The organism is Luteibacter sp. HA06 (assembly GCF_054061215.1).
The window spans coordinates 4,435,915-4,442,500 of the sequence record NZ_JBSSDZ010000001.1; the positions used below are offsets into that span (position 1 = coordinate 4,435,915).

Annotated in this window: 3 protein-coding genes and 2 rRNA genes (1 of these 5 cut by a window edge); all 5 read right to left on the bottom strand. The window is 58.8% G+C overall.

Translation table 11 applies throughout. The annotated features are described in order from the left end of the window. Nucleotides 1–12 precede the first annotated feature (12 nt). On the bottom strand, nucleotides 13–1,524 hold the full coding sequence (gene glpD, locus ACVWWJ_RS20535; RefSeq protein ID WP_456969290.1) for a glycerol-3-phosphate dehydrogenase: 1,512 nt from the start codon (nucleotides 1,522–1,524) through the stop codon (nucleotides 13–15). 379 nt (nucleotides 1,525–1,903) lie between these two features. After that, nucleotides 1,904–2,991, bottom strand: a protein-coding gene (locus ACVWWJ_RS20540) for an IS3 family transposase (protein WP_456967568.1) whose coding sequence is annotated in 2 segments (ribosomal slippage) — nucleotides 1,904–2,739 and nucleotides 2,739–2,991 — 1,089 coding nt in all. Because the reading frame shifts where the segments join, the coding sequence is not laid out codon by codon here. Between the two features lie 63 nt (nucleotides 2,992–3,054). Then, nucleotides 3,055–3,828 (bottom strand): DeoR family transcriptional regulator, encoded by a 774-nt coding sequence (locus tag ACVWWJ_RS20545; protein WP_456969291.1) that lies wholly within the window; start codon nucleotides 3,826–3,828, stop codon nucleotides 3,055–3,057. A gap of 270 nt (nucleotides 3,829–4,098) precedes the next feature. Continuing rightward, nucleotides 4,099–4,213, bottom strand: a 5S ribosomal RNA gene (gene rrf, locus ACVWWJ_RS20550). Between the two features lie 122 nt (nucleotides 4,214–4,335). Next, nucleotides 4,336–6,586 (bottom strand): 23S ribosomal RNA (locus tag ACVWWJ_RS20555); it runs 634 nt beyond the window's last position.

Consider the following 6,586-nt stretch of genomic DNA (forward strand, 5'->3'; position numbering starts at 1 on the left):
AGCGCCGAGGCGCTACGGGTGTGTGGCAGCCCCCTGAGGGACACGCCGGTTCAGGTACTCGGTGAGGCGACGCACATCGTCCGCGTTCACGCGCAGGCCGATCTTGCTGCGCCGCCAGAGGATGTCTTCGGCTTCGGTCACCCATTCGTGGCGGATGAGGTAATCCACCTCCGCCTGGTAGAGATCCGAGCCGAAATGCTCGCCCAGTGCGGCGAGGCCATTGGCTTCGCCGAGCAGGTCGCGGGCACGCGTGCCGTACATATGGGTGAGGCGCCACGCGAACGTCTCGGGCAGCCATGGACGCGACGAGCGGATGTCGTCGGTCAGTGCATCGATATCGCGTTCGCCACCGCCCGGCAGGGGGCGTGCATCGGCCGTCCAGGCAGGCTTGTCGTTGCCCAGCAGCGGTGCAAGCTTGTCCACCGCCTCTTCGGAGAGCTTGCGGAACGTAGTGAGCTTGCCGCCGAACACGTTCAGCAGGGGCGCACCGTCCGTATCGATGTCGAGCAGGTAGTCACGCGTGACTTCCGATGCGCTGCCGGACTCGTCCTGCAGCAGGGGGCGTACACCGCTGTAGCTCCAGACCACGTCGGCCGGTGTGAGCTGCTTCTTGAAGTAGCGGTTCACCGCTTCGCACAGGTACTGGGTTTCTTCCGCTTCGATCACGGGATGCGACGGATCCGACTTGTATTCGATATCCGTGGTGCCGATCAGCGTGAAGTCGCGCTCATAGGGAATCGCGAAGACAATGCGGCGATCCGGCTGCTGGAAGATGTACGCGTAGCGATGGTCGAAGATCTTCGGCACCACGATGTGACTGCCTTTGATCAGGCGCAACGTGTGCGAGTGCTTCAGGTGGACCACGTCATCAAGGAAGGTCGCTGCCCAGGGGCCTGCGGCGTTGACTAGTGCGCGGGCTTTGACGAAGTGACGGCTGCCATCACGGGATTCGAGTTCGGCCGTCCATCCGTCCGCATCGCGACGCGCGCTGACGCACTTGGTATGGGTCTCGACCTTGGCGCCGCGGTGCACGGCATCCATTGCATTGAGGACGACGAGGCGTGCGTCCTGCACCCAGGCATCGGAATAGACGAAGCCCTGATGAAACTCGGCGCGGAGTGGCTCACCGGTGACATGCTTGGCGAAACGCACGCGGCGCGAACCGGGGAGTGTGCGCCGACCGCGACCGAGGTGGTCATAGAGGAACAATCCGATGCGGATCATCCAGGCGGGACGCAGGTGCGGCTGGTGCGGAAGGATGAAGCGCAGCGGCCAGATGATGTGGGGCGCTGCACGCAGGAGCACTTCGCGTTCTGCCAGTGCCTTGCCCACGAGCGCGAATTCAAACTGCTCGAGATAACGAAGGCCACCGTGAATCAGCTTGGTCGCCGCACTGGATGTATGCGAAGCCAGATCGTCCCGCTCGCACAGCCACACCGACAGCCCGCGCCCTACCGCATCACGCGCGATACCGACGCCATTGACGCCACCACCGACCACCAGAACATCGACCTGCTCGACCATCGCGCACTCCGCTTGGCTGGAGGCACCACGTTGCTGAGAGAGGAATACCCTACGCTCGGGTTTGTTCGTTTTTCCTTACGGAAGCACCCGAGGGGCGCATAAACGAACATTTCACACGGTCAGCAAGCGGCGCCTGCGTTAAAAGTGAGCATATTCGAACATAAACGAACATGGCACGCTGCAGTGCAGCGGAAAAATCTCATCCATCCGGCCGCTGCCCAGCCAATCAGGCCGCCGGCCTTCTGTGGGAGCCGATTCATCGGCGAAACCAGCCAGCCTCAGTCCTTCAGTCCTTCAGCCCTTCAGCCCTTCAGTGCTTTATCCCCGCCCGCTCAATCCGTAAGCTTCCCCGTCAAGCAGACATTTCAAAACTAGAGCATCAGGCGGCTTGTTGACGGTACTCGCTGGGTGTCATGTTGCCCAACGAGGCGTGCGGTCGTTGCTCGTTGTAGTCGATGATCCACCAGTGCGCTGCTTCGCGTACGTCTTCGAGGCGAGCGAAGAGGTGTTGATCGAGGACTTCCTCGCGGAAGGTTCGATTGAACCGCTCAATGTACGCGTTCTGGTTGGGCTTGCCTGGCTGGATGTATCGCAAGGCCACGCCGTTAACCTTGAGCCATTGAACGAAATTCTCGCCCAGGAACTCCGGGCCGTTGTCCGAGCGAATCACCTGCGGCAATCCGTGGTCGCGCTTGATCTGCTCGAAGATGCGCACCAGCCGGGCCGATGTGATCGAGGTATCGACCTCGATGTGCAAGGCTTCCCGATTGAAGTCGTCGACGACATTGAAGGTGCGGAAGCGTCGGCCGCACGCCAGCGCGTCGCTCATGAAGTCCATCGACCAGACAGTGTCCGGATGCCTTGGCACGTAGAGCGCGACCCGCTCGCGCTTGGGAAGCCGCCGTCGCGCAGCACGTCGAAGGTTGAGCTTCATCGCTTTGTAGACTCGGTATATTCGCTTCGGATTCCAGTCCGGACGCGTGCGCCGCAGGATGGCGCAGCACTTCCAGAAGCCGCGACTGGGTCGGTCCTCGACCACCTTGGACAAGGCCGCGATCAGCTCCGCATCACGTACCGCGGGGTCAGCCGGCGGCCGGTAATACGCGGCGCGAGAAAGCCCGACGCATTCACAGGACCGGCGGAGCGGGCGCGCATGCACCTCGATGAGGTACTGCACCGCCTCACGCTTGCGCGCCGGCCCTAGAGTTTTTTTGCAATCAGGTCCTTCATCGCGACGTTGTCCAACGCCAGTTCCGCGTACATCCGCTTGAGCTGGGAATTCTCCGCCTCCAGCTCCTTGACCCGCTTCAAATCCGACGCTTCCATGCCACCGTATTTACTCTTCCACTGGTAGTACGTCGCCGAGCTGATCGCTGCCTGTCGGCAGATATCCTTGATCGGCACGCCTGCATCGGCTTGCTTGAGAATGGAGACAATCTGCGTCTCGGTGAACTTTGATTTCTTCATGGATCCTCCGGAGGGAAAGATGCCAGAAGTTCTAGTTCTTGTGTGTCTACCTATTGGGGAAGCTTACGAATCCACGGCCACATGCAACTGCGTCCCCGCCGCCTCAAGCACAGGCAGCAGCGGCTCCGGCGGCGTCTTATCCGTAAACCACGCATCCACGGCCGAGAAATCACCCAGCCGTACCATCGCATTCCGGCCGATCTTCGTATGGTCGGCGCCCAGGTAGACCTGGCGCGAGTGCTCGATGATCGCCTGCGCCACGCGGACTTCGTGGAAATCGAAATCCAGGAGTGTGCCGTCCAGCTCAATACCCGAGATGCCGATGATTCCGTAGTCGACCTTGAACTGACGAATCAGCTCGATCGTCGCTTCGCCCGTGACGCCGCGGTCGCGGCCACGCACGACGCCGCCGGCGACGATGACCTCGAAGGTCGGGTTGTCGCTGAGCAGTAGCGCGATGTTGAGGTTGTTGGTAATCACGCGCAGGTCGCGGTGGTCGAGCAACGCGCGGCCCACGCCCTCGTTGGTCGTACCGAGGTTGATGAAGAGCGACGAACCGTCCGGGATCTGCCTGGCGATCGAAGCCGCGATGCGGTTCTTCTCTGCGGCCTGCAAGGTCTGTCGCGCCGCATAGGCAACGTTCTCGACGCTAGAGGATGGGCTCACCCCACCGTGGTAACGCCGAATGAGCCCACTGTCGGAAAGCAGGTTGAGGTCGCGGCGGATGGTCTGGGGCGCAACGTCGAAATGACTGGCCAGCTCTTCGACGCCGACAAACCCCTCTCGCTGCACGATCGCGATGAGTTCTTCCTGGCGGCGGTTCAATCGTGGATCCATTCTATTCCCGGTGCTCCGTGACACATGAACATGATGCCGGGAAGCGGTGGGAGTGTCATGCGGCGGTTGCGATGATCGAATTCTGTGGGAGCCGCTTCAGCGGCGATAACCCGGTTGCGATGGTAAGTGTGGGAGCCGCTTCAGCGGCGATAACCCGGTTGCGGTGAGCTGGCCCGCTGCCGCGGGATCGCCGCTGAAGCGGCTCCCACAGGAATCGCAGGCAAAGAAAAACCCGCCTTCTTTCGAAGACGGGTTGTTCCGGTATAAGGCCCCTGGCGGTGACCTACTCTTGCATGGCTTGAGCCACACTACCATCGGCGCATGCGCGTTTCACTTCTGAGTTCGGGATGGGATCAGGTGGTACCACGCCGCTATGGCCGCCAGGGAAGGGGTGGAAGCAGCGCTATAAAAGCGCCGGCTTCACAGAGGGTGTAAACGAGTGACAAGCGTCCGGATTCGGAATGCGAGTAGAGAGAAGTTTAAGACGGTGAAGCGTCTTGGGGTTATATGGTCAAGCCTCACGGCTCATTAGTACACGTAAGCTCAATGCATTGCTGCACTTCCACACCGTGCCTATCAACCACCTAGTCTTGATGGTGCCTTTAGGAGAGTCAAGCTCTCGGGAGATCTCATCTTGGGGCGTGCTTCCCGCTTAGATGCTTTCAGCGGTTATCACTTCCGTTCGTAGCTACCGGGCAATGCCATGGGCATGACAACCCGAACACCAGCGGAACGTCCACTCCGGTCCTCTCGTACTAGGAGCAGCCCCCCTCAAATCTCCAACGCCCACGACAGATAGGGACCGAACTGTCTCACGACGTTCTGAACCCAGCTCGCGTACCACTTTAAATGGCGAACAGCCATACCCTTGGGACCGGCTACAGCCCCAGGATGTGATGAGCCGACATCGAGGTGCCAAACACCGCCGTCGATATGAACTCTTGGGCGGTATCAGCCTGTTATCCCCGGAGTACCTTTTATCCGTTGAGCGATGGCCCTTCCATACAGAACCACCGGATCACTAAGACCTACTTTCGTACCTGCTTGATCCGTCGATCTCGCAGTCAAGCACGCTTATGCCTTTGCACACAGTGCGCGATGTCCGACCGCGCTGAGCGTACCTTCGTGCTCCTCCGTTACTCTTTGGGAGGAGACCGCCCCAGTCAAACTACCCACCATACACGGTCCCCGATCCGGATTACGGACCTAGGTTAGAACGTCAAGCACTTCAGGGTGGTATTTCAAGGATGGCTCCACCAGAACTAGCGTCCTGGTTTCATAGCCTCCCACCTATCCTACACAGAAGAACTCAACGTTCAGTGTAAAGCTATAGTAAAGGTTCACGGGGTCTTTCCGTCTTGCCGCGGGAACGCTGCATCTTCACAGCGATTTCAATTTCACTGAGTCTCGGGTGGAGACAGCGCCGCTGTCGTTACGCCATTCGTGCAGGTCGGAACTTACCCGACAAGGAATTTCGCTACCTTAGGACCGTTATAGTTACGGCCGCCGTTTACTGGGGCTTCGATCAAGAGCTTCGCCTTGCGGCTGACCCCATCAATTAACCTTCCAGCACCGGGCAGGCGTCACACCCTATACGTCCACTTTCGTGTTTGCAGAGTGCTGTGTTTTTGATAAACAGTCGCAGCGGCCAGGTTACTGCGACCCCTCGATGCTCAGTCACGCACGTGACCACACCAAGAGGCGCACCTTCTCCCGAAGTTACGGTGCCATTTTGCCTAGTTCCTTCACCCGAGTTCTCTCAAGCGCCTTGGGATTCTCACCCTGCCTACCTGTGTCGGTTTGCGGTACGGTTTTTCTACAGCTGAAGCTTAGTGGCTTTTCCTGGAAGCGTGGTGTCAGTCACTTCGTCCTCATAGGACTCGTCTCGGTGCTCGGCATAAAGATTCCCGGATTTGCCTAAGAATCATGCCTACCGCCTTTCCCCAGGACAACCAACGCCTGGTAGACCTAACCTTCTCCGTCCCCACATCGCACTGTAGAAAAGTGCAGGAATATTAACCTGCTTCCCATCGACTACGCATTTCTGCCTCGCCTTAGGGGCCGACTCACCCTGCGCCGATGAACGTTGCGCGAGGAAACCTTGGGCTTTCGGCGGGGAGGCTTTTCACCCCCCTTATCGTTACTCATGTCAGCATTCGCACTTCCGATACCTCCAGCAAGCCTTACGACTCACCTTCACAGGCCTACGGAACGCTCCTCTACCGCGTACAGATCAAAATCTGTACACCCCGAGCTTCGGTGCATAGCTTAGCCCCGTTAAATCTTCCGCGCAGACCGACTCGACCAGTGAGCTATTACGCTTTCTTTAAAGGATGGCTGCTTCTAAGCCAACCTCCTGGCTGTCTATGCCTTTCCACATCGTTTTCCACTTAGCTATGACTTTGGGACCTTAGCTGCGGGTCTGGGTTGTTTCCCTTTTCACGACGGACGTTAGCACCCGCCGTGTGTCTCCCGTGTATCACGTGTTGGTATTCGGAGTTTGCCATGGTTTGGTAAGTCTCAATGACCCCCTAGCCATAACAGTGCTCTACCCCCAACAGTGTTCGCACGAGGCGCTACCTAAATAGCTTTCGAGGAGAACCAGCTATCTCCGAGTTTGTTTAGCCTTTCACTCCGATCCTCAGCTCATCCCCATCTATTGCAACAGATGTGGGTTCGGTCCTCCAGTGCGTGTTACCGCACCTTCAACCTGGCCAAGGATAGATCACTCGGTTTCGGGTCTACTGCCAGAGACTAT